We start from the raw sequence: 24,716 nt of genomic DNA, 5'->3' as shown, positions 1-24,716 counted from the left end.
CTTTGTTGGAGGGATACCCAAGCGGCCAACGGGGGCAGACTGTAAATCTGCTGGCTTACGCCTTCGGTGGTTCGAATCCACCTCCCTCCACCAGACGAATTCCGCGTAAGGTTGATTCCATTTAGGCTGATTCAGTTTAAAGCGATTCGTCCAGGCGGGAGTAGTTCAATGGTAGAACCTCAGTTTTCCAAACTGATTACGCGGGTTCGATTCCCGTCTCCCGCTCCATTGATGTCTCGTCTTGAATGTTTTGTGCTCATGTAGCTCAGTCGGTAGAGCACTTCCTTGGTAAGGAAGAGGTCATCGGTTCGATTCCGATCATGAGCACCATCTCGATCTGGCCGTCGCGGGTATCGGCTTTCACTTTTATTTCTGACTCCATCGGGGTTTAGCACGTATGGCAAAGGGTAAATTCGAACGCACCAAGCCGCACGTCAACGTCGGCACGATTGGTCACGTGGATCATGGTAAGACGACGCTGACCGCCGCATTGACGAAGGTCGGTGCAGAGCGTTTCGGTGGCGAATTCAAGGGCTACGACCAGATCGACGCGGCGCCGGAAGAGAAGGCACGTGGTATCACGATCTCGACCGCCCACGTGGAATACGAATCGCCGAACCGTCACTACGCCCACGTCGATTGCCCCGGCCATGCTGACTATGTGAAGAACATGATCACCGGTGCGGCGCAGATGGACGGCGCGATCCTGGTGTGCTCGGCCGCTGACGGCCCGATGCCGCAGACTCGCGAGCACATTCTGCTGTCGCGTCAGGTGGGCGTGCCGTACATCGTCGTGTTCCTGAACAAGGCCGACCTGGTGGACGACGCCGAGCTGCTTGAGCTGGTCGAGATGGAAGTGCGCGAATTGCTCACCAAGTACGACTTCCCGGGCGACGACACCCCGATCATCCATGGTTCGGCCCGTAAGGCGCTGGACGGTGATCAGTCCGAAATCGGCGTGCCGGCGATCATCAAGCTGGTCGACGCGCTGGACAGCTACATTCCTGAGCCGGTTCGCGTGATCGACAAGGCATTCTTGATGCCGGTCGAGGACGTGTTCTCGATCTCCGGTCGCGGTACCGTGGTTACCGGTCGTATCGAGCGCGGTGTCGTTAAAGTGGGTGACGAAGTCGAAGTGGTCGGTATCCGTCCGACCCAGAAGACCACCGTTACCGGTATCGAAATGTTCCGCAAGCTGCTGGACCAGGGCATGGCAGGCGACAACGCCGGTCTGCTGGTTCGTGGCCTGAAGCGTGACGATGTGGAGCGTGGCCAGGTGTTGGCCAAGCCGGGCACGATCACTCCGCATACCGACTTCGAGGCCGAAGTGTATGTGCTGTCGAAAGACGAGGGTGGCCGTCATACGCCGTTCTTCAAGGGCTATCGTCCGCAGTTCTACTTCCGCACGACCGACGTGACTGGCGCTTGCGAGTTGCCGGAAGGCGTGGAAATGGTGATGCCGGGTGACAACGTGAAGATGACGGTGAGCTTGATTCACCCGATCGCGATGGACGAAGGCTTGCGCTTTGCTATTCGCGAAGGTGGCCGCACGGTCGGCGCCGGCGTGGTGGCGAAAGTCATCAAATAAGCGGTAAAGTGGGAAGTCGCCCGCCAAGTGGGCTGTAAAGTGACAGGGGGTGGTAGCTACGCCCTCTTCGCGCTCCGGGCGCGGCTTTACAGCTCGCCAAGCGAGCGGCTTCACTAGTTTTTAAACGTACGCCAGTAGCTCAATTGGCAGAGCAGCGGTCTCCAAAACCGCAGGTTGGGGGTTCGAGTCCCTCCTGGCGTGCCATCTTCCTGAGGATTGATGGCAGGTGGTGAAGGGTATTGCCGGCTGTAGGCTGGGTGCCCCCGACACCTGTTCGGTGCGCATGAATACCAAGGCAGAACAGTCCAAAGGCGGAAATGCCGCCGATATTGGCAAGCTGGTACTGGCGGCGCTGGTGCTGGCTGCCGGCATTTTTGCCTATTCCTGGTTCAGCAATGACGCCGGCATCCCGCAATCGGTGCGCCTGGTGGGTGTACTGGCTGCCCTGGTGGCGGCGTTGGCGATCGGTGCGTTCACGGGTCCAGGGCGTCGCGTGCGTCACTTCCTGACCGAGTCGCAGTTTGAAATGCGTAAGGTCGTTTGGCCGACTCGCGACGAGACGCTGAAAACGACTGGCATCATCATGGTTGTCGTGGTCATTCTCTCGTTGCTGTTGGGCTTGATTGATCTAATTCTGAAGTCGGTCGTGCTCGACTGGCTGCTCAAGCTGGGTAAATGAGGTAAATGAGCATGAGCAAGCGTTGGTATGTGGTGCACGCCTATTCTGGCTTCGAAAACCTGGTGAAGCGCTCGTTGGATGAGCGAATTCGCCGGGAAGGTATGGAAGAAAAGTTCGGCGAAGTGCTGGTGCCGACCGAGGACGTGATTGAAATGCGCGGCGGCCAGAAGCGTCGCAGCGAGCGCAAATTCTTCCCGGGTTATGTGCTGGTGCAGATTGAAACCGATACCGAAGGCAAGTCGCCGCGTATCGATGACGAATGCTGGCATTTGGTTAAAGAAACCCCCAAGGTCATGGGTTTCATCGGCGGTACGGCCGATCGGCCATTGCCGATACGCGATAGCGAGGCCGAGGCGATCCTCAGCCGGGTGCGTGAGGGTGTTGAAAAGCCCAAGCCCAAGGTGTTGTTCGAGCCGGGCGAGATGGTGCGTGTCACTGAAGGTCCGTTCAACGACTTCAATGGTGTGGTTGAAGAGGTCAATTACGAGAAGAGTCGCCTGCGCGTTGCGGTGCTGATCTTCGGTCGTTCGACCCCGGTGGAGCTGGAATTCGGGCAGGTTGAAAAGGCCTGAATTCGCTCTAGCTTCTCAGTTTTGCAGTTCCTGGCATGGGGATTGCAGTTGACTTGACAAATCTCTATACTGCGCGGTTCACGCTCGGAGCTTTTTGGCTCCGGCGTGTTTGCGTTTCAAGGGTCCGCTGGAATCGGGCCATCCGTCCATCCAGGGAATGGTGAGCAGCGAGGAGCCTTAAGAAGGCGCTTGAACTCGCGAGGAAAATCCAATGGCAAAGAAAGTTGTCGGTTACATCAAGCTGCAAGTCAAGGCCGGTCAGGCCAATCCGTCGCCGCCGGTAGGCCCAGCCCTCGGTCAGCGCGGTCTAAACATCATGGAGTTCTGCAAAGCGTTTAATGCCGCTACGCAGAAGCTGGAGCCGGGTCTGCCGATCCCGGTCATCATTACTGCGTACTCCGATCGCAGTTTTACCTTCATCACCAAGACGCCGCCCGCGACCATCTTGATCAAGAAGGCTACGGGTATTGCCAAGGGTTCGCCGAAGCCGAACACCAACAAGGTCGGCAAGATCACTCGCAAGCAGTTGGAAGACGTTGCGAAGCTGAAAGAGCCGGATCTCACGGCAGCTGATCTTGACGCCGCGGTGCGCACCATTGCTGGTAGCGCCCGCAGCATGGGCATTGTGGTGGAGGGTTAAGACATGGCAAAGCTCACAAAGCGTTTGAAAGTGGCTCAGGCCGCTGTGCAGCCAGGCAAGTTTTACGGTCTGGAAGAAGCTCTGAAAATCGTCAAGGACAACGCCAAAGCGAAGTTTGCCGAATCGGTGGACGTGGCTGTGCGTTTGGGTATCGACGCGAAGAAGTCCGATCAGGGCGTGCGTGGCTCCTCGCTGCTGCCGCACGGCACCGGCAAGACCGTCAAGGTCGCTGTGTTCGTACCGGCTGGTGAAAAGGCCGAAGCTGCCAAGGCTGCCGGTGCTGATGCAGTGGGTATGGACGATCTGGCTGAGCGTATGCAGGCTGGCGACCTCGACTTCGGTCGCGTGATTGCTACGCCGGACGCGATGCGCGTGGTCGGTAAGCTCGGTCAGCTGCTGGGTCCGCGCGGTTTGATGCCGAACCCGAAAGACGGCTCGGTCACCGCTGATGTGGCTACTGCCGTGAAGAATGCCAAAGCGGGTCAGGTGAAATTCCGCAACGACAAGGCCGGCATCATCCACGCCACCATCGGCAAGGCCAGCTTCGACGCTGCCCAGCTCGCCGATAACTTGAATGCGCTGGTTGCCGACTTGCTGAAGGCCAAGCCGGCCACGGCCAAGGGTCAGTACCTGCAGAAGATTGCATTGTCCAGCACCATGGGCGTAGGCGTCCCGGTCGATACCTCGACCCTGACTACTTCGGCCAAGTAAGAATCAAGTCCTGCGTGGGCCATGAGCCCGCGCAGGCAGTTTTTGAGGGCAGCCCCGGTTTCTGCAAAGAACAGAGGGCAGCCGTCAAAGACCGCAGGCGAGGGGCGGGCGCGATTGGCTCAATCCTCTTAATCGATGGTTTCGCTGTATGAAAACCCCGGCCTGCGCAGATGGTGACGCCCGAACAGGTTTTCCTGGAACGGCCACCAAGGCGGCATCACATGATGCCGGCGGATCGGCAGGATGCTGATCCGGTAACGCTTCCGGGTCACGGTGTGAGGAGCACATCGCGATTCGAGTTCGGAGATAAGCAATGGCGCTCAATCTTGCGCAAAAGAAAGAGGTCGTTGCCGAACTGGCGGACGTGGCTGCCAAGGCCCATTCGCTGGTCGCCGCCGAGTATGCGGGTCTTACCGTTGCGCAGCTCACCGAGTTGCGTAAAAAGGCACGTGAGTCGGGCGTTTTCCTGAAGGTTGCGAAGAACACGCTTGTTCGTCGCGCCGTGGAAGGCACCGATTACGTGAGCGCAGCCGACCAGTTGGTCGGCCCGCTGCTGTATGCCTTTTCGGTTGAAGATCCGGGTGCCGCCGGTCGACTGGTGAAGGAATTCGCCAAAGGCAACGACAAACTGAAAGCCAAACTTGTGGCTATCGGTGGGCAGGTGTATCCGGCTTCGCACGTTGACGTGCTGGCCTCCTTGCCGACCCGTGACCAGGCTCTGGCGATGTTTGCCGGCCTGCTCGCACAGCCCGCCACCATGCTCGTCCGCGTTTTGGCAGAGCCAGCTACTCAGCTGGGTCGTGTCATCAGCAAAGTCGGCGAGCAGAAGCAGGCGGCCTGACGGCCACAGACCCTCGGCAACTCGTAAACATTATTTAAGACGTAAGTCGTCTACCAGGAGTTATCGCAATGTCCCTTAGCAACGATCAGATCATCGAAGCGATTGCCACCAAGTCCCTCATCGAGGTGATGGAGCTGGTCAAGGCGTTCGAAGAAAAGTTTGGCGTTTCCGCTGCCGCTCCGGTGGCTGTGGCCGGTCCGGCCGCTGCTGCTGCTCCGGCTGCTGAAGCTCAGACCGAATTCAACGTCGTTCTGACCTCGGCTGGCGAGAAGAAAGTCGAAGTCATCAAAGTTGTCCGCGCCATCACCGGCCTGGGCCTGAAAGAAGCCAAAGACCTCACCGAGGCCGGTGGCGTCGTGAAGGAAGGCGCTTCGAAGGAAGACGCCGAGAAGTTCAAGAAGGATCTGGAAGCCGCCGGCGCTAAGGTTGAGCTGAAGTAATTGGCGCCCTTGCGCGCCGTTAGTTTGCTCTAGCGTCAAGCAAGCCTGGGGGTGTAAACCCCCGGGCTTTGCCTGTTCAGAAAGTTGGGAGTGGAAAATGGCGAATAGGGAATGACCCGCAGCGCGTCATCCGCAGCTCTGGCGATTCTCGATTCTCGATTTTCGATTCTCTTAAATGAATACACCGACGACCCCGAGGCGGTAACACCATGACCTACTCGTTTACCGAGAAGAAGCGCATCCGCAAGGATTTCGGCAAGCGTCCCCCTGTACTGGGCGTGCCGAACCTGCTGACCATCCAGACCGATTCCTACCGGGATTTTCTGCAGGAGCACATCGCGCCCAAGCAGCGCGACGAAAGGGGTCTGCATGCCGCACTGAAGTCGGTTTTTCCGATCTCCAGCTATTCGGGCAATGCAGCGCTTGAATATGTCGACTATCGCCTCGGCGAGCCGGCGTTCGACGAACGCGAATGCCGCAATCGCGGCATGACCTTCGGCGCGCCGTTGCGCGTGACCGTGCGCCTGGTCATTTATGACAAGGACAGCCCGGCCTCGAAGAAGGCAGTGAAGTACGTCAAGGAGCAGGAGGTCTACATGGGCGAAATTCCGCTCATGACCGACACCGGCACCTTCATCATCAACGGCACCGAGCGCGTTATCGTCTCGCAGCTGCATCGTTCGCCGGGCGTGTTCTTCGATCACGACCGCGGCAAAACGCACAGCTCGGGCAAACTGCTGTTCTCGGCGCGCGTGATTCCTTACCGCGGCTCCTGGCTCGACTTTGAGTTCGATCCGAAAGACGCGCTGTTCACCCGTATCGATCGTCGCCGCAAGTTGCCGGTGACGGTGCTGCTGCGCGCGCTGGGCTACGGCAATGTCGAGATGCTCGACATTTTCTTCGAGCACAACGTGTTCCACCTCGGCAAGAAAGAAGGCACCACGCTTGAGCTGGTGGCCGAGCGTCTGCGTGGCGAAACGCTGAGCTTCGATCTGACGATTGGCGACAAAGTGCTGGTGGAAGCCGGCAAGCGCATCACTGCGCGTCACGTGCGTCAGCTCGCCGCTGAAAACATCACCGCTCTGGAAGTGCCGGACGACTATCCGATCGGCCGTATCCTGGCGACCGATATCGTCGACAGCAAGACGGGCGAATTGCTGGCTTCGGCCAACGACGAAATCATCGCCGAGCATCTGGAAGCGTTCCGCAAGGCCGGTATCGAAACCGTGCCGACGCTGTACGTGAACGATCTCGATCGTGGTGCTTACATTTCGCACACCTTGCGCATCGACAGCACCAAGACGCAGCTTGAAGCGCTGGTGGAAATCTATCGCATGATGCGTCCCGGCGAGCCGCCGACCAAGGATGCTGCGCAGAACCTGTTCTACAACCTGTTCTTCACCTTCGATCGCTACGATCTGTCGGGCGTGGGCCGGATGAAGTTCAACCGCCGTGTCGGTCGCCAAGAGATTCTTGGCCCGGGCGTGCTGTACGACCACAAGTACTTCAGCGAGCGCAAGGAAGAAGAAGCGCAACGTCTGGTCAAGGCGCAGGGCGAGACGTCCGACATCCTCGACGTGCTCAAGGTGCTGATCGACATCAAGAACGGTCATGGCACCGTCGATGACATCGATCACCTGGGTAACCGTCGCGTGCGTTCGGTCGGTGAAATGGCCGAAAACACCTTCCGCATCGGTCTGGTGCGTGTCGAGCGTGCAGTGCGCGAGCGTTTGTCGCTGGCTGAGTCCGAGGGGCTGACCCCGCAGGAGCTGATCAACGCCAAGCCGGTGGCTGCTGCCGTGAAGGAGTTCTTCGGCTCCTCGCAGCTGTCGCAGTTTATGGATCAGAACAACCCGCTGTCCGAAGTGACGCATAAGCGTCGTGTTTCGGCGCTTGGACCGGGTGGTTTGACCCGTGAGCGTGCCGGCTTCGAAGTGCGCGACGTGCATCCGACCCATTACGGCCGCGTCTGCACCATCGAAACGCCTGAAGGTCCGAACATTGGCCTGATCAACTCGCTGGCTGTGTACGCCCGTACCAATGCCTATGGCTTCCTCGAGACGCCATACCGCAAGGTCGTGGACGGCAAAGTCACCGACAAGGTCGATTACCTCTCGGCGATCGAAGAGGGCGACCACGTGATCGCGCAGGCGAACTCCCCGCTCAACAAGCAGGGTGGCTTCATCGAGGACTTCGTGTCTTGCCGTTTCCGCGGTGAGTCCGAGCTGCGTCCGGCGGCCGAAGTGGGCTATATGGACGTCTCGCCGATGCAGACCGTGTCGGTTGCGGCGGCGTTGGTTCCGTTCCTGGAGCACGATGACGCGAACCGTGCGTTGATGGGCGCAAACATGCAGCGCCAGGCCGTGCCGACGCTGCGTTCGCAGACTCCGTTGGTCGGTACCGGCATTGAGCGCGCCGTGGCGCGTGACTCGGGCGTTATCGTGACCGCTAAGCGCGGTGGCGTGATCGACCAGGTCGACGCAGGCCGTATCGTGGTGCGCGTGAACGAAGTCGAAGTGGGCGATAACGACGCCGGCGTCGATATCTACACCTTGACCAAGTACACCCGCTCCAACCAGAACACCAACCTCAATCAGCGTCCGCTGGTGAACGTCGGTGACGTGGTGGCGAAGGGCGATACCCTGGCCGACGGTTCGTCGACTGACCTGGGCGAGCTTGCGCTCGGCCAGAACATGCTGATCGCCTTCATGCCGTGGAACGGCTACAACTTCGAAGACTCGATCTTGCTGTCCGAGCGTGTGGTGCAGGAAGACCGCTATACCTCGATTCACATCGAGGAGCTGTCCTGCATCGCGCGTGACACCAAGCTGGGCGCTGAGGAAATCACCGCCGACATTCCGAACGTGGGTGAGCAGGCGCTGGCTCGTCTCGACGAGTCAGGTATCGTCTACATCGGTGCCGAGGTCAAGGCTGGCGACATCATGGTCGGTAAGGTCACGCCGAAGGGCGAGAGCCAGCTGACCCCGGAAGAGAAGCTGCTGCGCGCGATCTTCGGCGAGAAAGCCTCCGACGTGAAAGACAGCTCGTTGCGCGTGCCGCCGGGTATGGACGGTACCGTTATCGACGTGCAGGTGTTCACCCGCGACGGCATCGAGAAAGACAAGCGCGCCAAGCAAATCGAGGAAATGGAAGTCAAGCGTATCCGTAAGGATCTTGACGATCAGTTCCGTATTCTCGAAGGCGCTATCTACAACCGTATGCGTCTGCAGCTGGTCGGCAAGTCCGCGATGAGCGGCCCTGGCGGTCTCAAGCGCGGTGTGGAAATCACCGATGCATACCTGGACGGCCTGAAGAAGGACGATTGGTTCAAGATCAACGTCAAGGACGAGGAAGTCACCGAGTTCCTGGAGCGTGCGGCCGATCAGGTCAAGCGCCACAAGGACGAGTTCGACAAGCGCTTCAAGGAGAAGCAGGGCAAGATCACCCAGGGCGACGACCTCGCGCCGGGCGTGCTCAAGATGGTCAAGGTGTTCCTGGCCGTTAAGCGCCGCATCCAGCCGGGCGACAAGATGGCCGGCCGTCACGGTAACAAGGGTGTGGTGTCCAACGTGGTGCCGGTCGAGGACATGCCGTTCTCCTCCGACGGTAAGCCGGTGGATATCGTGCTGAACCCGCTGGGCGTGCCTTCGCGTATGAACATCGGTCAGATTCTGGAAGTCCATTTGGGCTGGGCCGCGAAAGGCCTGGGCCACAAGATCCAGAAGATGCTCGAGGCGCAGGCCAAGGTGGCGCAGATCCGCGAGTTCCTCGACCAGATCTACAACCATCACGTCGCAGGCGCAGTGCAGCATGTCGACCTGAAGTCGCTCACCGATCAGGAAATCCTGACTCTGGCGACCAACCTTCAGGAAGGTGTGCCGATGGCGACGCCGGTATTCGACGGTGCCGAGGAAACCGAGATCAAGGCCATGCTGCGATTGGCTGATCTGCCCGAGTCGGGTCAGACCACGCTGTTCGACGGCCGTACCGGCGAGGCGTTCGATCGTCCGGTGACCGTGGGCTATATGCATTACCTGAAACTGAACCATCTAGTCGACGACAAGATGCATGCGCGTTCGACCGGTCCGTACTCGCTGGTTACTCAGCAGCCGCTGGGTGGTAAGGCGCAGTTCGGTGGTCAGCGCTTCGGCGAAATGGAAGTCTGGGCGCTGGAAGCCTACGGCGCGGCCTACACCTTGCAGGAAATGCTGACGGTGAAGTCCGATGACGTGCAGGGCCGCAACCAGATGTACAAGAACATCGTCGATGGCAATCACGAAATGACTGCCGGCATGCCGGAATCCTTCAACGTGTTGATGAAGGAAATCCGTTCGCTGGGTATCGACTTCGACCTAGAAGAGATCAAGTAACCCGCGGGTTACAGGAGCTTATGCAATGAAAGATTTGCTCAATCTATTCAACCAGCAGCGGGCAACCCCCGATTTCGACGCGATCAAGATCGCGTTGGCCTCGCCGGAGTTGATCCGTTCCTGGTCGTACGGCGAAGTGAAAAAGCCGGAAACGATCAACTACCGCACCTTCAAGCCGGAGCGTGACGGCCTGTTCTGCGCCGCCATCTTCGGACCGGTCAAGGACTACGAGTGCTTGTGCGGTAAGTACAAGCGCATGAAGCATCGCGGTGTGGTGTGCGAGAAGTGCGGCACCGAAGTCACCTTGGCCAAGGTGCGTCGCGAGCGCATGGGCCACATCGAACTGGCCAGCCCGACCGCGCACATCTGGTTCCTCAAGTCGTTGCCGTCGCGCATCGGCTTGATGCTGGACATGACCCTGCGTGATATCGAGCGCATCCTGTACTTCGAAGCCTTCGTGGTTATCGATCCAGGTTTGACGGCGCTTGAGCGCGGTCAGCTGCTCAGCGAGGACCAGTACCTGGAAGCCGTTGAAGAACACGGCGACGAGTTCGATGCCCGCATGGGTGCCGAGGCCGTTTACGAGCTGCTGAAGTCGCTTGAGCTGCCGAGCGAAGTGGTGCGCCTGAAGGAAGAAATCGGCTCGACCAATTCCGAGACCAAACTCAAGCGCTTGACCAAGCGCGTCAAGCTGATCGAAGCCTTCCTCGAGTCCGGCAACAAGCCGGAGTGGATGGTGCTGACCGTGCTGCCTGTGTTGCCGCCGGACCTGCGTCCGTTGGTGCCGCTGGATGGCGGTCGTTTTGCCACCTCCGATTTGAATGACTTGTATCGCCGCGTCATCAACCGCAACAACCGTCTGAAGCGTCTGCTCGAGCTCAATGCATGCTGCAGGAATCGGTCGATGCGCTGCTCGACAACGGTCGCCGCGGTCGTGCCATCACTGGTACCAACAAGCGCGCGCTGAAGTCGCTGGCCGACATGATCAAGGGCAAGCAGGGCCGGTTCCGTCAGAACCTGCTCGGCAAGCGCGTGGATTACTCCGGTCGTTCGGTGATCGTGGTCGGCCCGACGCTGCGTCTGCACCAGTGCGGTCTGCCGAAGAAGATGGCGCTTGAGCTGTTCAAGCCTTTTATCTTCGCCAAGCTGCAGGCGCGTGGCGAAGCCACCACCATCAAAGCGGCGAAGAAGCTGGTTGAGCGCGAAGAAGGCCAGGTGTGGGACATCCTCGAAGATGTGATCCGCGAGCATCCGGTGCTGTTGAACCGTGCTCCGACCCTGCATCGCCTGGGTATTCAGGCATTCGAGCCGGTGCTGATCGAAGGTAAGGCGATTCAGCTGCACCCGCTGGTCTGTACCGCGTTCAACGCCGACTTCGACGGCGATCAGATGGCGGTGCACGTGCCCTTGTCGATCGAGGCGCAGCTCGAAGCGCGCGCCTTGATGATGTCGTCCAACAACATTCTGTCGCCGGCCAACGGCGAGCCGATCATCGTGCCGACGCAGGACGTGGTGTTGGGTCTGTACTACATGACTCGCGAGCTGGTGAACGTGAAGGGCACCGGCATGGTGTTCTCCGGTATCAGCGAAGTGCGCCGTGCCTATGACAATCGTGCGGTTGAGTTGCACGCCAAGGTCAAGGTGCGTCTGAAGCTGGTGAACATTGCCGAAGACGGTACGCGTACAACCTCGATCTCACTGGTCGAGACCACCATCGGTCGTGCATTGCTGGCGGAAATTCTGCCGGAAGGCCTGCCGTTTGCGCTGGCCAACACCGAGCTGACCAAGAAGGCCATCTCGCGCCTGATCAACTCCAGCTATCGCTTGCTTGGTCTGAAAGAGACCGTCGTGTTTGCCGATAAGCTGATGTACACCGGCTTCCGCTTTGCGACCCGTGCAGGTATCTCGATCGGCATCGATGACATGATCATCCCGGCCGAAAAGAGGCCGATTCTGGAAGAAGCCGAGAAGGAAGTGGTCGAGATCCAGGAGCAGTATCAGTCGGGTCTGGTCACCGCCGGTGAGCGTTACAACAAGGTGGTCGACATCTGGTCGCGCACCAACGAACTGGTCGCCAAAGCGATGATCGACGGTATCGGTACCGAAAAGGTGACCGATGCCGAAGGCAAGACGGTCAACCAGAAATCGATGAACTCGCTGTACATCATGGCCGACTCCGGCGCCCGCGGCTCCGTGGCGCAGATTCGTCAGCTGGCCGGTATGCGTGGTTTGATGGCTCGTCCGGACGGCTCGATCATCGAGACGCCGATTAAGGCCAACTTCCGCGAAGGCCTGAACGTGCTGCAGTACTTCAACTCCACCCACGGTGCTCGTAAGGGTCTGGCGGATACGGCGTTGAAGACGGCTAACTCCGGTTACCTCACGCGTCGTCTGGTGGACGTGGCGCAAGACGTGGTCATTACCTTGACCGATTGCGGCACCGAGAACGGTCTGATCATGCAGCCGATCGTTGAAGGCGGCGACGTGGTCGAGCCGTTGCGCGAGCGCGTGCTGGGTCGCGTGGTGGCTGAAGATGTTTACGCCCCGGGCGATGACGATCAGCCGATCGTTACCCAGAACACCTTGCTGGACGAAGCCCTGGTCGAGAAGCTCGACAAGGCCGGCGTGCAGATCATCAAGGTGCGTTCGCCGATTACCTGCGCAGCGACGCACGGTGTTTGCGCGCTGTGCTACGGCCGTGACTTGGCACGTGGCCACCTGGTCAACATGGGTGAGGCCGTGGGCGTGGTTGCCGCACAGTCCATCGGTGAGCCGGGTACCCAGCTCACCATGCGTACCTTCCACATTGGTGGTGCGGCTTCGCGTGCGGCTGCAGTCGACAACGTGACGGTGAAAACCACCGGCTCGCTGAAATTCAACAACCTGAAGACCGTGCAGCATACGCAGGGTCATCTGGTGGCCGTGTCTCGTTCAGGCGAAGTCTCGGTGATCGACGTCAACGGCCGCGAGCGCGAGCGTTACAAAGTGCCTTACGGCGCGATCATCGCGGTCAAGGATGGCGATCCGGTCAAGGCTGGCCAGACGGTTGCCAACTGGGATCCGCATACCCATCCGATCGTCTCGGAAGTGGCCGGTACCGTGCGCTTCATCGACTTCCTCGATGGCGTGACTGTGCAGAGCCAGACCGATGAGTTGACCGGTTTGGAATCGGCGGTGGTCACCGATCCGAAGCGTCGCGGTACGCAGGCCAAGGATCTGCGCCCGATCGTGCGTCTGGAAGACAGCAAGGGCCGCGAGCTCAAGCTGCCGGGTACCGACGTGCCGGCGCAGTACTTCTTGCCCGCTGGCGCCATCGTCTCGATCCAGAACGGTACGGCGGTCGGCGTGGGTGACGTGGTGGCACGTATTCCGCAAGAAACCTCCAAGACCCGCGATATCACCGGTGGTCTGCCGCGCGTGGCCGACTTGTTCGAGGCGCGTAAGCCGAAAGAGCCGGCGATTCTGGCCGAGCGTTCGGGCGTCATCAGCTTTGGTAAAGACACCAAGGGCAAGCAGCGTCTGATCATCAAGGACGTCGACGGCAATGAGCACGAAGAGCTGATCCCGAAGTGGCGTCAGGTCATCGTGTTCGAAGGCGAGCACGTGGAGAAGGGCGAAACCGTCGTCGACGGCGAGCCGAGCCCGCACGACATCCTGCGCTTGCTGGGTGTCGAGCCGCTGGCTGCTTACCTGGTCAAGGAAATTCAGGACGTCTACCGGTTGCAGGGCGTGAAGATCAACGACAAGCACATTGAGGCGATCATTCGCCAGATGTTGCGCAAGGTCGAGATCGTCGAGGCCGGCGAAAGCCATTATCTGCGTGGTGAGCAGGTCGAGCGTGTGCGCATCAATGGCGAGAACGATCGCGCCATCAAGCGCGGCGAGCGTCCGGCTGAGTACCAGTCGGTACTGTTGGGTATCACCAAGGCCTCGTTGGCGACGGAATCCTTCATCTCGGCGGCGTCGTTCCAGGAGACGACCCGCGTATTGACGGAAGCTGCCGTACGTGGCACGCGTGACACCTTGCGTGGCCTGAAAGAAAATGTTACTGTCGGCCGTCTAATTCCGGCAGGTACGGGTCTGGCGTATCACGCAGCGCGTCGTCGCCAGGGCGGTCTAACGGCCGCAGAGTTGGAAGCTCTTTCCAGCTCCGCATCTTCAGCCTCCTTCGCAGAAGCTGTCGCCGGTAGTGATAATGATGTTGAGTAAGCCCTCAAAGGTGCTTGCTCTCTAACATACGAAATGAGGTGCAGGGATGCGCCTCGTGTTCGGGTCATGGATGGCTGGGCTCTGGCTTGCCTGTGGCGGGCCGCCCATGTTAAATTCCCGCTTCTTGGTGGACCGAGTTTATTCGGTCTGCCTCTATGTTTCTCAGGAACAGCTTCGCATGACGACAGTCAATCAGTTGGTGCGCAAATCCCGTAGCCCGAAGAGCTATAAGAGCGATTCGCCGGCTTTGCAAAACAGCCCGCAGCGTCGCGGCGTTTGCACGCGCGTATACACGACCACCCCGAAAAAGCCGAACTCGGCCTTGCGTAAGGTTGCCAAAGTGCGCCTGACCAATGGTTACGAGGTCATCAGCTACATCGGTGGCGAAGGTCACAACCTGCAAGAGCATTCGGTGGTGCTGATCCGCGGCGGTCGCGTTAAGGATCTGCCGGGTGTGCGTTATCACACAGTGCGTGGCAGCCTCGATTGCGCTGGCGTCACAAAGCGCCGTCAATCGCGCTCCAAGTACGGCGCCAAGCGCCCGAAGAGCAAATAAGGGAAGGACACAAGTATGTCGCGTAAAGGTTCACATCCCGCCCGTCTGGTTTTGCCAGATCCCAAGCACGGCAGCCAGCTGATCGCTCGCTTCATCAACATGGTGATGAAGAGCGGTAAAAAGTCGGTTGCTGAGAGCATCGTTTACGGTGCGCTGAGCCATCTGGGCGAAAAGAATGCCGAGCCGGTGGCTCTGGTCGAGAAGGCTCTGGGCAACATCGCCCCGGCTGTTGAGGTGAAGTCCCGCCGTGTCGGTGGCGCCACCTATCAGGTGCCGGTCGAAGTGCGTCCGGGTCGCCGTATGGCGCTGGCCATGCGCTGGGTCATCGACGCCGCTCGCAAGCGTGGCGAAACCTCGATGCCGCGCAAGCTGGCCGCCGAGCTGCTCGAAGCTTCTGAGAATCGCGGTGGCGCGATCAAGAAGCGCGAAGAGACGCATCGTATGGCAGAGGCCAACAAGGCCTTCTCGCATTACCGCTGGTAAGACTGGTTTAAATCAGCTGGTTTAGGCCAGCTTGGTTTGAATCGGCATTCAATACGAGGTTAGTACCGTGGCACGCACCACTCCCATCGAGCGCTACCGCAACTTCGGCATCATGGCTCACATCGATGCTGGTAAGACCACCACCACGGAGCGCATCCTGTTCTACACCGGTGTCAGTCATAAGATTGGCGAGGTGCATGACGGTGCTGCAACGATGGACTGGATGGAGCAGGAGCAGGAGCGCGGCATCACCATTACGTCGGCAGCTACCACGGCGTTCTGGAGTGGCATGGATCGTTCCTTGCCGCAGCACCGCTTCAACATCATCGATACCCCAGGCCACGTGGACTTCACCATCGAGGTGGAGCGCTCCTTGCGTGTGCTCGATGGTGCCGTGTTCGTGTTGTGCGCCGTGGGTGGTGTTCAGCCACAGTCCGAGACCGTTTGGCGTCAAGCCAACAAGTACAAAGTGCCGCGCCTGGCCTTCGTCAACAAGATGGACCGTACCGGTGCCAACTTTGACAAGGTGGTTGGGCAGCTGAAATCACGCCTGGGTGCTCATCCTGTACCGATGCAGGTTCCGATCGGTGCCGAGGATGGCTTCGAGGGCGTGGTCGATCTGCTCAAGATGAAGGCGATCATCTGGGATATGGAATCCCAGGGCATGAAGTTCGAGTATCAGGAGATTCCGGCTCACCTGAAGGATGCTGCCGACAAGGCGCACAACTTCATGGTCGAAGCGGCTGCTGAGACCTCGGAAGAGCTGATGAATAAGTACCTGGAAGAGGGTGCGCTCTCAGAGGCCGAAGTCATTGCGGGTATTCGTGCCGGTACCTTGGCGAATACGCTGATTCCGGTGTTCTGCGGCACGGCGTTCAAGAACAAGGGCGTGCAGGCTATGCTCGACGCCGTGATTCAGTTGCTGCCGTCGCCGGCCGATCGTCCACCGGTCAAGGGTGTTGACGAAGACGAGAATGAGATCACTCGTGATGCGAAAGACGATGCGCCGTTCTCGGCACTCGCTTTCAAGATCATGACCGATCCGTTCGTCGGTTCGTTGACGTTCTTCCGCGTGTACTCCGGTACGTTGAGCGCCGGTGATCAGGTATTCAGCCCGATCAAGTCGAAAAAAGAGCGTATTGGCCGCATTCTGCAGATGCACGCGAATGAGCGTCAGGAGCTGAAAGAGGTTTGCGCCGGCGATATCGCGGCTGCTGTCGGCCTGAAAGATGTAACCACCGGTGACACGCTGTGCTCGCAAGATCACATCATCACGCTTGAGCGGATGGTATTCCCGGAGCCGGTGATCGCGATGGCGGTCGAGCCAAAGACCAAGTCGGACCAGGAAAAGATGGGTATCGCCCTGGGTCGCCTGGCGGCTGAGGATCCGTCGTTCCGCGTACGTACCGATGAAGAGTCGGGTCAGACCATCATTGCCGGCATGGGCGAGTTGCATCTGGACATTCTCGTTGACCGCATGCGTCGCGAGTTCAATGTCGAGGCCAATGTCGGTAAGCCGCAGGTAGCTTACCGCGAGGCGATTCGCAGCACGGTCAAGCAAGATTACAAGCATGCCAAACAGTCCGGTGGTAAGGGCCAGTACGGTCACGTTGTCATCGAGCTTGTCCCGCAAGAGCGCGGCAAGGGTTTCGAGTTTGAAAATGCGATCACCGGCGGTGTGATTCCGAAGGAATTCATTCCGGCGGTCGAGAAAGGTCTCAGGGAGACCATTGTCAGCGGTCCATTGGCTGGCTTCCCTGTGGTCGACGTCAAGGTTCGTCTGATCGATGGTTCGTATCACGATGTCGACTCGTCCGAAATGGCGTTCAAATTGGCCGCTTCGATGGCTTTCAAAGAGGGCTTCAAAAAGGCCAGCCCGGTCTTGCTTGAGCCCATGATGAAAGTCGAGGTGGTCACGCCGGATGACTACACGGGTGACGTGATGGGCGACATCAGTCGTCGTCGTGGCATCCTGCGTGGCCAGGACGAAACGCCGTCAGGCAAGGTCATTGATGCGTTGGTTCCGCTGGGCGAGATGTTTGGTTACGCCACCAGTCTTCGCTCGCAGACCCAGGGTCGCGCTACCTTCACGATGGAATTCGACCATTACGCTGAAGCGCCGACCAATATCGCCGAACAGGTCATGAAGAAGGCCTGATAAGGTCTCTTTTTTCCAAATAACACAGTTCTTTTAGAGGTTTAGAGTCATGGCAAAGGGTAAATTCGAACGCACCAAGCCGCACGTCAACGTCGGCACGATTGGTCACGTGGATCATGGTAAGACGACGCTGACCGCCGCATTGACGAAGGTCGGTGCAGAGCGTTTCGGTGGCGAATTCAAGGGTTACGACCAGATCGACGCGGCGCCGGAAGAGAAGGCACGTGGTATCACGATCTCGACCGCCCACGTGGAATACGAGTCGCCGAACCGCCACTACGCCCACGTCGATTGCCCCGGCCATGCTGACTATGTGAAGAACATGATCACCGGTGCGGCGCAGATGGACGGCGCGATCCTGGTGTGCTCGGCCGCTGACGGCCCGATGCCGCAGACTCGCGAGCACATTCTGCTGTCGCGTCAGGTGGGCGTGCCGTACATCGTCGTATTCCTGAACAAGGCCGACCTGGTGGACGACGCCGAGCTGCTCGAGCTGGTCGAGATGGAAGTGCGCGAATTGCTCACCAAGTACGACTTCCCGGGCGACGACACTCCGATCATCCATGGTTCGGCCCGTAAGGCGCTGGACGGTGATCAGTCCGAGATCGGCGTGCCGGCGATCATCAAGCTGGTGGACGCGCTGGACAGCTACATTCCTGAGCCGGTTCGCGTGATCGACAAGGCATTCTTGATGCCGGTCGAGGACGTGTTCTCGATCTCCGGTCGCGGTACCGTGGTCACCGGTCGTATTGAATGCGGCGTGATCAAGGTCGGTGACGAAGTCGAAGTGGTCGGTATCCGTGATACCCAGAAGACCACCGTTACCGGTATCGAAATGTTCCGCAAGCTGCTGGACCAGGGTATGGCAGGCGACAACGCCGGTCTGCTGGTTCGTGGCCTGAAGCGTGACGACGTGCAGCGCGGCCAGGTCTTGGCCAAGCCGGGTTCGATCAAGCCGCACACCGACTTCGAGGCCGAAGTGTATGTGCTGTCGAAAGACGAGGGTGGCCGTCATACGCCGTTCTTCAAGGGCTACCGTCCGCAGTTCTACTTCCGCACCACCGACGTGACTGGCGCTTGCGAGTTGCCGGAAGGCGTGGAAATGGTGATGCCGGGTGACAACGTGAAGATGACGGTGAGCTTGATTCACCCGATCGCGATGGACGAAGGCTTGCGCTTTGCTATTCGCGAAGGTGGCCGCACGGTCGGCGCCGGCGTGGTGGCGAAAGTCATCAAGTAAGCGGTAAGAGATAAAGCAATTCGCTAAGCGGATTGCCTATGCAAAGGGCGAAAGCGAAAGCTTTCGCCCTTTCTTTTTATGCGATTTTTGAATGAGCTCGAGCCCAAATACAGGCGCTACAGAGCCCGTGTGGTAAGCGAGGTGGTGATGTTGGCGCCAATCGCTTCCCTTTTTATTACCGTTAGGTTATAGTCGACAAGTTATCTTTAGTCGGGCGGCCCATTGTGTCGTTCGATTTACCGCGAAATGAGGTGCACGGATTGTGCTTCGAGTTCGCAAGACATGGATGTTGCGGGAATACTTAGGTGGCAGGGTCGCAGGCTCTGTTGACCTTTGCATTTGCGCATTTTATACTTTTCTGTCTGGGCAGACCGATTACTCGGTCTGCCTGGTCTTTTAGGGTCGATCTTTACGGTGAGTTACTCGCCCCGGCGGTCGGCCTGGTTGATGGTGTAGTAGTGGTAATTAGGTTGTGCGAGTTGGTGAGAAGCCATCTCGATTCACAGTTTGTTCTTTCGACAATAGGACACGGTTATGGCGAACCAAAAAATTCGCATTCGGCTCAAGGCGTTCGATCATCGTCTGATCGACCGTTCGGCCAGCGAGATCGTCGAGACGGCTAAGCGCACTGGCGCTACGGTTCTCGGCCCGATTCCGCTCCCGACAAAGATCGAGCGTTACACCATTCTTACGTCGCCGCACGTCGACAAGGATGCTCGCGATCAGTACGAAACACGTACGCACAAGCGAGTGCTCGATATCGTTGATCCCAACGACAAAACCGTGGACGCGCTCATGAAGCTTGATCTCGCCGCTGGCGTAGATGTTCAGATCAAGCTCGGTTGAGCGATAGACAGGATACGAATATGAGTATCGGACTAGTTGGCCGCAAATGCGGCATGAGCCGACTCTTCACTGAAGACGGACGCTCGATTCCGGTGACGCTGATTGAAGCCACCCCGAATCGCGTTACGCAGCTGAAGACGGAAGATAACGACGGTTACAGCGCTGTGCAGGTTGCAGCAGGCGTCAAGCGCGCCAGTCTGCTGACCCAGCCGCTGAAAGGTCATTACGCCAAGGCGAAAGTTGAGCCGGGTCGTGGTCTTTGGGAGTTCCGCGTTTCCGCGGACGACCTGGGCAAGTACACCGTGGGCGCCGAAATCAAGGCCGACGATGTGTTCCAGGCCGGCCAGATGGTTGACGTCGCAGGCGTCAGCAAGGGTAAGGGCTTCCAGGGCACCATCAAGCGCCACCATTTCAAAATGGGCGACGCCACGCACGGTAACTCGTTGTCGCATCGCGCGCCGGGTTCTATCGGTCAGCGTCAAACCCCAGGTCGTGTGTTCCCAGGTAAGAAAATGTCGGGTCACATGGGCGCGGTGAATCGTACGCAGCAAGGTCTGGAAGTGGTCAAGGTCGACGCCGAGCGTCACCTGATCGCCGTGAAGGGCGCGATACCGGGTGCTACCGGTGGCGACGTCATCATCCGCCCGACCACCAAGGGTTGAGGAGAGACGCCATGGAACTGAATGTCATTGGCGCCAAGCCGCTCACCGTGTCGGACGAAGTGTTCGGCGGCGAGTTCAAGCAAGCCCTGGTCCACCAGGTGGTTGTCGCTTATCAGGCTGGCGGTCGCGCCGGTACTAAAGCGCAGCTGTCACGCGGTGAGATGTCGGGTACTACCAAAAAATTCAAGAAGCAGAAGGGCGGTGGCGCTCGTCACGGTGACTATCGTGCCCCGATCTTTGTCGGTGGTGGTCGCACGTTTGCAGCCAAGCCGCGTAGCTTCGAGCAAAAAGTCAACCGTAAGGCCTACCGTGTCGCGATCCGCTCCATTTTCTCGGAGTTGGCGCGTCAGGACCGTCTGAAGATTGTCGAGAGCTTCGGCATCAATACTCCGAAGACCAAGTCGATGGTTGCCAAGCTGGCTGAGCTGCAAGTGTCGGGCCGTGTGCTGCTGGTTTCGGAAGACGCCTCTGAGGCAGTGTTCCTGGCCGCTCGCAACATTCCCTACATTCATGTGCTCGACGTCATGGCACTGAACCCGGTCAGCCTGGTGGGCTCCGATCACGTCGTGATGACCGTCGAGGCCGTCAAGAAGGTTGAGGAGTGGTTGGCATGAGCAACGAACGCATTCTAAACACGCTGCGTGCGCCGCACATTTCCGAAAAGGCGGCTCGCCTCGCAGCGAGCAACCAGTACGTATTTGTGGTGGCCCCCGAAGCAACCAAGGCCGATGTCCGCGCGGCGGTGGAGCAGATGTTCGACGTTAAAGTCGAGCAGGTGAACCTCGTCAACGCCAAGGGTAAGGTCAAGTCCTTCCGTTTCCGCGCTGGCAATCGCCAGGGCAAGCGCAAGGCCTACGTTCGACTTGCCGATGGTCAGACCATCGACGTGTCAGCCAAAGCCTGAGCTAGGAGTTCTGTGAGATGGCATTAATTACCCACAAACCGACCTCCCCCGGGCGCCGTGACGCAGTTAGCGTACGTACGCCGGGCCTGCATAAGGGCGCGCCGTTCGCGGCGTTGACCGAATCGCAGTCCAAAACCGGTGGTCGCAATCATTACGGTCGTATCACCGTTCGCCACCAGGGCGGCGGTCATAAGCAGCGTTACCGCATCATCGACTTCAAGCGCGATAAGGAAAGCATCGCAGCCAAGGTCGAGCGTATCGAGTACGATCCGAATCGCACCGCACACATCGCACTGCTGTGCTATGCCGACGGTGAGCGTCGTTACATCATCGCGCCCAAGGGCGTGCAGGTGGGCGATCGTCTGGTCTCCGGCACCGATGCGCCGATCAAGGCCGGTAACTGCCTGCCGCTGCGTAACATCCCGGTCGGCAGCACGATTCATTGCATCGAGATGAAGCCGGGCAAGGGCGCGCAGATTGCTCGCAGTGCCGGCGCTTCCGTGCAGTTGGTTGCTCGTGAAACCGGTTATGCCACGCTGCGTCTTCGCTCCGGCGAAATGCGTCGCGTACCCGTTGATTGCCGCGCCACCATCGGTGAAGTCGGCAACAGCGAGCACAGCCTGAAGAAGCTCGGCAAAGCCGGCGCCAAGCGTTGGCTGGGTATTCGTCCCACCGTTCGCGGTGTGGTGATGAACCCGGTCGATCACCCGCATGGTGGTGGTGAAGGCAAGACTTCTGGTGGCCGTCACCCGGTTAGCCCATGGGGCACGCCGGCCAAGGGCTACAAGACCCGTAACAACAAGCGCACACAGCAGTTCATTGTGCGTCGTCGCAAATAACCGGAAACCGACATGCCGCGTTCTTTAAAGAAAGGTCCGTTCGTCGACCTTCACCTCGTGAAGAAGGTGGAAGCTGCGGTTTCCACTAATAACAAGCGTCCGATCAAAACCTGGTCGCGTCGTTCCATGATCCTGCCAGAAATGGTTGGGTTGACCATCGCCATCCACAACGGTCGCCAGCACGTGCCGGTACTCGTCAACGAGAATATGGTCGGGCACAAGCTCGGCGAATTCGCAGTGACGCGTACTTTCAAGGGCCATGGCGGCGATAAGAAGGGCAAGTGATGAGCACTGAAGCCAAAGCGATCCTGCGCAGCGCCCGCATTTCGGCGCAGAAGGCACGCCTGGTTGCTGACCTGGTTCGCGGATTACCCGTGGGCCGCGCCAGCGACGTGCTCCAATTCACCAACAAGAAGGCTGCACTCCTTGTTCGCAAGGTACTGCTGTCAGCCGTTGCCAACGCCGAGAACAATCTCGGCGCTGACGTCGACGAGCTGAAGGTCTCGAGCATCTTCGTGGATGAAGGTCCGGCCATGAAGCGCATGTACGCCCGCATTTTGAAGCGCACCAGCCACATCACTGTGGTTGTTGGCAACTGACTGGGGACGTAGACGATGGGTCATAAAGTTCATCCCACCGGTATCCGCCTCGGCATTGCCAAGGACTGGAACTCGAAGTGGTACGCCAATAAGGGCGATTACGCCAAGTATCTCGCGGCCGATTTGAAAGTCCGTGAAATGCTGCGCAAGAAGCTAGCCCAGGCTGGCATCTCGAAAATCCTGATCGAGCGTCCGGCTAAAACCGCACGCGTGACGATTCACACCGCCCGTCCGGGCGTGGTGATCGGCAAGAAAGGTGAGGATATCGAGAAGCTGCGCAAGGAAGTCAGCCAGCTGATGGGCGTTCCGGCGCACATCAATGTCAGCGAAGTGCGCAAGCCCGAGCTTGACGCGCAGCTGGTTGCCGAGTCGATCGCGCAGCAGCTCGAGCGTCGCATCATGTTCCGCCGCGCCATGAAGCGCTCGGTCGGCAACGCGATGCGCCTCGGTGCACTGGGTATCAAAATCAACGTCTCCGGCCGCCTGAACGGTGCCGAGATCGCTCGTTCTGAATGGAGCCGCGAAGGTCGCGTGCCGCTGCATACGCTGCGTGCCGACATCGACTACGGCTTTGCCGAGGCGAAGACCACCTACGGCATCATCGGCATCAAGGTGTGGATCTATAAGGGTGAGATCTTTGATCTGGCCCAGGCCGCCCAAGAGTCGAAAGACGAGCAATCGCAGCCGCGCCGCGAAGGTGGCGAAGGTCGTCGTGGTGATTCGCGTCGCGAGGGCGGTGAAGGCCGTCGCGAGCGGACGGCGAAGTAAGGAGAGTTGCCATGTTGCAACCTAAACGAACCAAATACCGTAAGCAGTTCAAGGGCCGTAATGACGGCTTGGCCCAGTGCGCGAACGTCGTCAGCTTTGGCGAGTACGGCCTGAAGTCCACCATGACTGGCGCGCTGACCGCGCGTCAGATCGAGGCGGGTCGTCGCTGCATCACCCGTTTCGTGAAGCGTGGTGGCAAGTTGTGGATCCGCGTGTTCCCCGATAAGCCGATTACCAAGAAGCCGATCGAAGTTCGAATGGGCGCAGGTAAGGGCGGCGTGGAATTCTGGGTCGCTCTGGTCCAGCCCGGCCGCATGGTTTATGAAATCGAAGGTGTCGACGAGCAGACTGCACGCGAGGCGTTCCGCCTGGCTGCCGCGAAGCTCCCGGTACAGACCCAGTTTGTGACCAGGGCGGTGATGTGATGGCCACCAAAGCGATCAACACGATCAAAGACAAGTCGGCCGACGAGCTGAAACAGCATCTGCTGGACCTGCGCAAGGAGCAATTCAACTTGCGTATGCAGAAAGGCACCGGCCAGCTCAACCAGCCGCACCAACTGCGCCGTGTACGGCGCGACATTGCCCGCACGAAGTTTGTGCTCGGCGGCAAGAAGTAAGGGACGGCGGATATGAGCGATAACCAAAAACAGGTGCGTACCCTCGAGGGTCGCGTCACCAGCAACAAAATGAACAAGACGGTCACCGTTTTGATCGAGCGTCAGGTTCAGCATTGGCTGCTCGGCAAAATCATTCGCCGTTCGACCAAGTTGCATGCGCAGGACGATCTCGGCGCGAACGAAGGTGATCTCGTCCGCATCGCAGAATGCCGTCCGTTGTCCAAGACCAAGCATCACCGCGTGGTCGAAATCATCACGCGCGCCAGCGTCTAAGGGGAGGGTGCAAACATGATTCAGATGCAAAGCACGCTTTCCGCAGCGGACAACAGCGGTGCGAAGGAATTGATGTGCATCAAGGTGCTCGGTGGCTCCAAGCGCCGTTACGCCGGCATCGGTGACGTGATCAAAGTCACCGTGAAAGATGCGATTCCGCGTGGCAAGGTAAAGAAGGGTGAGGTGTACAACGCCGTGGTGGTTCGTACCGCCAAGGGTGTACGCCGTCCGGATGGCTCGCTGATCCGTTTCGACGGTAATGCAGCGGTGCTCCTCAACAACAAGCTCGAGCCGATCGGTACCCGTATTTTCGGGCCGGTTACCCGCGAGCTGCGCAGCGAGAAGTTCATGAAGATCGTCTCCCTCGCGCCCGAAGTGCTCTGAGCGGAGACCAGACATGAACCGTATCCGCAAAGGTGATCAGGTCCTCGTGATCACCGGTAAAAACAAAGGTCAGCGCGGCGACGTGCTGCGCGTTGATGGCGATCGCGTGTTCGTCTCCAACGTGAACCTGATCAAGCGCCACACCAAGCCGAATCCGCAAGCCAACCAGGCCGGCGGCATCGTTGAGCGTGAGGCTTCGATCCATATCTCTAATGTGCAGCTGTTCAACCCCGCCACGAACAAGGGTGAGCGCGTCGGTATCAAAACGCTTGAAGATAAGCGTAAGGTCCGCGTGTTCCGTTCGTCTGGCGAGGTCGTGGACGCGTAAGGAACAC

At 59.0% G+C, this 24,716-nt stretch carries 25 protein-coding genes, 4 tRNA genes and 1 pseudogene; all 30 read left to right on the top strand.

Annotated elements, in window-relative coordinates; translation table 11 throughout:
* The first annotated feature begins 7 nt into the window (after positions 1–7).
* The 30 genes and pseudogenes from OUZ52_RS00895 (at position 8) to rplX (ending at position 24,709) form a co-directional block, all read left to right on the top strand.
* Positions 8–93: transfer RNA gene (locus OUZ52_RS00895), tRNA-Tyr, on the top strand.
* Positions 94–154: 61 nt separating this feature from the next.
* Positions 155–228: transfer RNA gene (locus OUZ52_RS00890), tRNA-Gly, on the top strand.
* A 26-nt stretch (positions 229–254) separates the two neighbouring features.
* Positions 255–330 (top strand) — tRNA-Thr (locus OUZ52_RS00885).
* A 67-nt stretch (positions 331–397) separates the two neighbouring features.
* Entirely contained in the window at positions 398–1,588 is a 1,191-nt protein-coding gene (gene tuf, locus OUZ52_RS00880; RefSeq protein WP_266156410.1) for an elongation factor Tu, read from the top strand.
* 128 nt (positions 1,589–1,716) lie between these two features.
* Positions 1,717–1,792, top strand: a tRNA-Trp gene (locus OUZ52_RS00875).
* A 79-nt stretch (positions 1,793–1,871) separates the two neighbouring features.
* On the top strand, positions 1,872–2,267 hold the full coding sequence (secE, locus tag OUZ52_RS00870) for a preprotein translocase subunit SecE (RefSeq protein ID WP_266156460.1): 396 nt from the start codon (positions 1,872–1,874) through the stop codon (positions 2,265–2,267).
* 11 nt (positions 2,268–2,278) lie between these two features.
* Positions 2,279–2,839 (top strand): transcription termination/antitermination protein NusG, encoded by a 561-nt coding sequence (gene nusG, locus OUZ52_RS00865; protein ID WP_343214941.1) that lies wholly within the window; start codon positions 2,279–2,281, stop codon positions 2,837–2,839.
* Between the two features lie 211 nt (positions 2,840–3,050).
* Entirely contained in the window at positions 3,051–3,479 is a 429-nt protein-coding gene (gene rplK / locus OUZ52_RS00860) for a 50S ribosomal protein L11 (RefSeq protein WP_266156408.1), read from the top strand.
* A gap of 3 nt (positions 3,480–3,482) precedes the next feature.
* Complete coding sequence (rplA, locus tag OUZ52_RS00855; protein ID WP_266156407.1) at positions 3,483–4,190, top strand: 50S ribosomal protein L1; 708 nt, start codon at positions 3,483–3,485, stop codon at positions 4,188–4,190.
* Positions 4,191–4,503: 313 nt separating this feature from the next.
* Positions 4,504–5,031, top strand: coding sequence for a 50S ribosomal protein L10 (gene rplJ / locus OUZ52_RS00850; protein ID WP_266156406.1), 528 nt, complete (start codon positions 4,504–4,506; stop codon positions 5,029–5,031).
* Between the two features lie 68 nt (positions 5,032–5,099).
* Entirely contained in the window at positions 5,100–5,471 is a 372-nt protein-coding gene (gene rplL, locus OUZ52_RS00845) for a 50S ribosomal protein L7/L12 (RefSeq protein WP_114845459.1), read from the top strand.
* A gap of 209 nt (positions 5,472–5,680) precedes the next feature.
* Positions 5,681–9,841, top strand: a complete 4,161-nt coding sequence (gene rpoB / locus OUZ52_RS00840; protein WP_266156405.1) for a DNA-directed RNA polymerase subunit beta — start codon at positions 5,681–5,683, stop codon at positions 9,839–9,841.
* Between the two features lie 25 nt (positions 9,842–9,866).
* A pseudogene (gene rpoC / locus OUZ52_RS00835) lies at positions 9,867–14,050 on the top strand (DNA-directed RNA polymerase subunit beta').
* A 178-nt stretch (positions 14,051–14,228) separates the two neighbouring features.
* Positions 14,229–14,606, top strand: coding sequence for a 30S ribosomal protein S12 (gene rpsL / locus OUZ52_RS00830; RefSeq protein ID WP_114845462.1), 378 nt, complete (start codon positions 14,229–14,231; stop codon positions 14,604–14,606).
* Positions 14,607–14,621: 15 nt separating this feature from the next.
* Entirely contained in the window at positions 14,622–15,089 is a 468-nt protein-coding gene (gene rpsG / locus OUZ52_RS00825; protein ID WP_266156404.1) for a 30S ribosomal protein S7, read from the top strand.
* Positions 15,090–15,156: 67 nt separating this feature from the next.
* Positions 15,157–17,247 carry an elongation factor G gene (gene fusA, locus OUZ52_RS00820; protein WP_266156403.1) on the top strand — a complete coding sequence of 697 codons (2,091 nt, stop codon included), beginning with the start codon at positions 15,157–15,159 and terminating at the stop codon, positions 17,245–17,247.
* 49 nt (positions 17,248–17,296) lie between these two features.
* The gene (gene tuf / locus OUZ52_RS00815; protein WP_114845465.1) at positions 17,297–18,487 is read left to right on the top strand and encodes an elongation factor Tu; all 1,191 of its coding nucleotides are present in this window, start codon (positions 17,297–17,299) and stop codon (positions 18,485–18,487) included.
* Positions 18,488–19,021: 534 nt separating this feature from the next.
* Positions 19,022–19,333 carry a 30S ribosomal protein S10 gene (gene rpsJ / locus OUZ52_RS00810; protein ID WP_008209947.1) on the top strand — a complete coding sequence of 104 codons (312 nt, stop codon included), beginning with the start codon at positions 19,022–19,024 and terminating at the stop codon, positions 19,331–19,333.
* 20 nt (positions 19,334–19,353) lie between these two features.
* Positions 19,354–19,995, top strand: coding sequence for a 50S ribosomal protein L3 (gene rplC / locus OUZ52_RS00805; RefSeq protein ID WP_266156402.1), 642 nt, complete (start codon positions 19,354–19,356; stop codon positions 19,993–19,995).
* 11 nt (positions 19,996–20,006) lie between these two features.
* Complete coding sequence (rplD, locus tag OUZ52_RS00800; RefSeq protein ID WP_266156401.1) at positions 20,007–20,609, top strand: 50S ribosomal protein L4; 603 nt, start codon at positions 20,007–20,009, stop codon at positions 20,607–20,609.
* Positions 20,606–20,899, top strand: a complete 294-nt coding sequence (gene rplW, locus OUZ52_RS00795; protein ID WP_266156400.1) for a 50S ribosomal protein L23 — start codon at positions 20,606–20,608, stop codon at positions 20,897–20,899. The genes rplD and rplW overlap by 4 nt, the downstream gene beginning before the upstream one ends.
* Before the next feature lie 17 nt (positions 20,900–20,916).
* Positions 20,917–21,738 (top strand): 50S ribosomal protein L2, encoded by an 822-nt coding sequence (gene rplB, locus OUZ52_RS00790; protein WP_114845469.1) that lies wholly within the window; start codon positions 20,917–20,919, stop codon positions 21,736–21,738.
* Between the two features lie 12 nt (positions 21,739–21,750).
* Entirely contained in the window at positions 21,751–22,023 is a 273-nt protein-coding gene (gene rpsS, locus OUZ52_RS00785; RefSeq protein WP_026635835.1) for a 30S ribosomal protein S19, read from the top strand.
* A complete protein-coding gene (gene rplV, locus OUZ52_RS00780) occupies positions 22,023–22,337 on the top strand; it encodes a 50S ribosomal protein L22 (protein ID WP_266156399.1) in 315 nt (104 codons plus the stop codon). Before rpsS ends, rplV begins: the two co-directional genes overlap by 1 nt.
* 15 nt (positions 22,338–22,352) lie before the next feature.
* The gene (gene rpsC / locus OUZ52_RS00775; protein WP_114845471.1) at positions 22,353–23,105 is read left to right on the top strand and encodes a 30S ribosomal protein S3; all 753 of its coding nucleotides are present in this window, start codon (positions 22,353–22,355) and stop codon (positions 23,103–23,105) included.
* Between the two features lie 11 nt (positions 23,106–23,116).
* A complete protein-coding gene (gene rplP, locus OUZ52_RS00770; RefSeq protein ID WP_266156398.1) occupies positions 23,117–23,530 on the top strand; it encodes a 50S ribosomal protein L16 in 414 nt (137 codons plus the stop codon).
* Positions 23,530–23,724 carry a 50S ribosomal protein L29 gene (rpmC, locus tag OUZ52_RS00765; RefSeq protein ID WP_114845473.1) on the top strand — a complete coding sequence of 65 codons (195 nt, stop codon included), beginning with the start codon at positions 23,530–23,532 and terminating at the stop codon, positions 23,722–23,724. The genes rplP and rpmC overlap by 1 nt, the downstream gene beginning before the upstream one ends.
* 12 nt (positions 23,725–23,736) lie before the next feature.
* Positions 23,737–23,997 carry a 30S ribosomal protein S17 gene (gene rpsQ, locus OUZ52_RS00760; protein ID WP_266156397.1) on the top strand — a complete coding sequence of 87 codons (261 nt, stop codon included), beginning with the start codon at positions 23,737–23,739 and terminating at the stop codon, positions 23,995–23,997.
* Between the two features lie 15 nt (positions 23,998–24,012).
* Positions 24,013–24,381, top strand: a complete 369-nt coding sequence (gene rplN, locus OUZ52_RS00755; protein ID WP_114845475.1) for a 50S ribosomal protein L14 — start codon at positions 24,013–24,015, stop codon at positions 24,379–24,381.
* Between the two features lie 13 nt (positions 24,382–24,394).
* Positions 24,395–24,709: a 50S ribosomal protein L24 gene (rplX, locus tag OUZ52_RS00750; protein WP_114845476.1), complete on the top strand. Its 315-nt coding sequence runs from the start codon at positions 24,395–24,397 to the stop codon at positions 24,707–24,709.
* The last annotated feature ends 7 nt before the right edge of the window (positions 24,710–24,716 follow it).

The organism is Dyella silvatica (assembly GCF_026283955.1).
Taxonomy (GTDB): domain Bacteria; phylum Pseudomonadota; class Gammaproteobacteria; order Xanthomonadales; family Rhodanobacteraceae; genus Dyella_C; species Dyella_C silvatica.
Note: the sequence above shows the minus strand (reverse complement) of the source record. Positions and strands in the feature narration are given on the sequence as shown.

Coding starts and splice junctions, on each gene's coding strand:
- tuf (WP_266156410.1), top strand. CDS start 398: ATGGCAAAGGGTAAATTCGAACGCACCAAGCCGCACGTCAACGTCGGC.
- secE (WP_266156460.1), top strand. CDS start 1,872: ATGAATACCAAGGCAGAACAGTCCAAAGGCGGAAATGCCGCCGATATT.
- nusG (WP_343214941.1), top strand. CDS start 2,279: ATGAGCAAGCGTTGGTATGTGGTGCACGCCTATTCTGGCTTCGAAAAC.
- rplK (WP_266156408.1), top strand. CDS start 3,051: ATGGCAAAGAAAGTTGTCGGTTACATCAAGCTGCAAGTCAAGGCCGGT.
- rplA (WP_266156407.1), top strand. CDS start 3,483: ATGGCAAAGCTCACAAAGCGTTTGAAAGTGGCTCAGGCCGCTGTGCAG.
- rplJ (WP_266156406.1), top strand. CDS start 4,504: ATGGCGCTCAATCTTGCGCAAAAGAAAGAGGTCGTTGCCGAACTGGCG.
- rplL (WP_114845459.1), top strand. CDS start 5,100: ATGTCCCTTAGCAACGATCAGATCATCGAAGCGATTGCCACCAAGTCC.
- rpoB (WP_266156405.1), top strand. CDS start 5,681: ATGACCTACTCGTTTACCGAGAAGAAGCGCATCCGCAAGGATTTCGGC.
- rpsL (WP_114845462.1), top strand. CDS start 14,229: ATGACGACAGTCAATCAGTTGGTGCGCAAATCCCGTAGCCCGAAGAGC.
- rpsG (WP_266156404.1), top strand. CDS start 14,622: ATGTCGCGTAAAGGTTCACATCCCGCCCGTCTGGTTTTGCCAGATCCC.
- tuf (WP_114845465.1), top strand. CDS start 17,297: ATGGCAAAGGGTAAATTCGAACGCACCAAGCCGCACGTCAACGTCGGC.
- rpsJ (WP_008209947.1), top strand. CDS start 19,022: ATGGCGAACCAAAAAATTCGCATTCGGCTCAAGGCGTTCGATCATCGT.
- rplC (WP_266156402.1), top strand. CDS start 19,354: ATGAGTATCGGACTAGTTGGCCGCAAATGCGGCATGAGCCGACTCTTC.
- rplD (WP_266156401.1), top strand. CDS start 20,007: ATGGAACTGAATGTCATTGGCGCCAAGCCGCTCACCGTGTCGGACGAA.
- rplW (WP_266156400.1), top strand. CDS start 20,606: ATGAGCAACGAACGCATTCTAAACACGCTGCGTGCGCCGCACATTTCC.
- rplB (WP_114845469.1), top strand. CDS start 20,917: ATGGCATTAATTACCCACAAACCGACCTCCCCCGGGCGCCGTGACGCA.
- rpsS (WP_026635835.1), top strand. CDS start 21,751: ATGCCGCGTTCTTTAAAGAAAGGTCCGTTCGTCGACCTTCACCTCGTG.
- rplV (WP_266156399.1), top strand. CDS start 22,023: ATGAGCACTGAAGCCAAAGCGATCCTGCGCAGCGCCCGCATTTCGGCG.
- rpsC (WP_114845471.1), top strand. CDS start 22,353: ATGGGTCATAAAGTTCATCCCACCGGTATCCGCCTCGGCATTGCCAAG.
- rplP (WP_266156398.1), top strand. CDS start 23,117: ATGTTGCAACCTAAACGAACCAAATACCGTAAGCAGTTCAAGGGCCGT.
- rpmC (WP_114845473.1), top strand. CDS start 23,530: ATGGCCACCAAAGCGATCAACACGATCAAAGACAAGTCGGCCGACGAG.
- rpsQ (WP_266156397.1), top strand. CDS start 23,737: ATGAGCGATAACCAAAAACAGGTGCGTACCCTCGAGGGTCGCGTCACC.
- rplN (WP_114845475.1), top strand. CDS start 24,013: ATGATTCAGATGCAAAGCACGCTTTCCGCAGCGGACAACAGCGGTGCG.
- rplX (WP_114845476.1), top strand. CDS start 24,395: ATGAACCGTATCCGCAAAGGTGATCAGGTCCTCGTGATCACCGGTAAA.